This window comes from Collinsella sp. Sow4_E3, assembly GCF_052116285.1.
Classification (GTDB): Bacteria; Actinomycetota; Coriobacteriia; order Coriobacteriales; family Coriobacteriaceae; genus Collinsella.
This window is the reverse complement of sequence record NZ_JBQKLJ010000132.1, coordinates 1-414: the sequence shown is the minus strand read 5'-3', so window position 1 is coordinate 414 and position 414 is coordinate 1. Positions and strand designations below refer to the sequence as shown.

At 66.4% G+C, this 414-nt stretch carries 1 protein-coding gene; it reads right to left on the bottom strand.

Annotated elements, in window-relative coordinates; genetic code table 11:
* Positions 1 to 106: 106 nt before the first annotated feature.
* On the bottom strand, positions 107 to 414 hold a 308-nt coding region (locus ACTQ48_RS11615), incomplete at its 5' end, for a hypothetical protein (protein ID WP_441571091.1).

The window sequence follows — 414 nt, the reverse complement described above, 5'->3', positions numbered from 1 at the left end:
GCCCCGGCCCGCGTTGTCGAGGTGGAGTGCCACGTCGGAGAGGGGCACCGAGTCGGCGATCGCGGCGAGGTGGTTGAGGCTACGGGCGATCTGCTCGGACAGGCGGTCACTCATCACTGTCCTCGATGGTGGCGAGCTGCCGTATGCGCGATTCTGAGGGCCTTTCAGTGGCTTGGGGTCCATGGGTACCAGTCTGCCCCTGTTCGTCGCTCTCCGTGTCCACGTGAGAGCAATGAGCGGCATTCCAGCGAGTATCCACCAGGCCGGTCGTCCACTGCCCGGACCGGTTTCTGGTCATGCCCTGGTCGAGCATCTCTGCCTCGGTGAGGCAGCGGCGGCGGGCCGGGCCGGTGATTTGCCCGTGCTTCCCGGTGCGGTGCATGTCGCCGGAGGTGGTGCTGGTGAAGGTTTCGT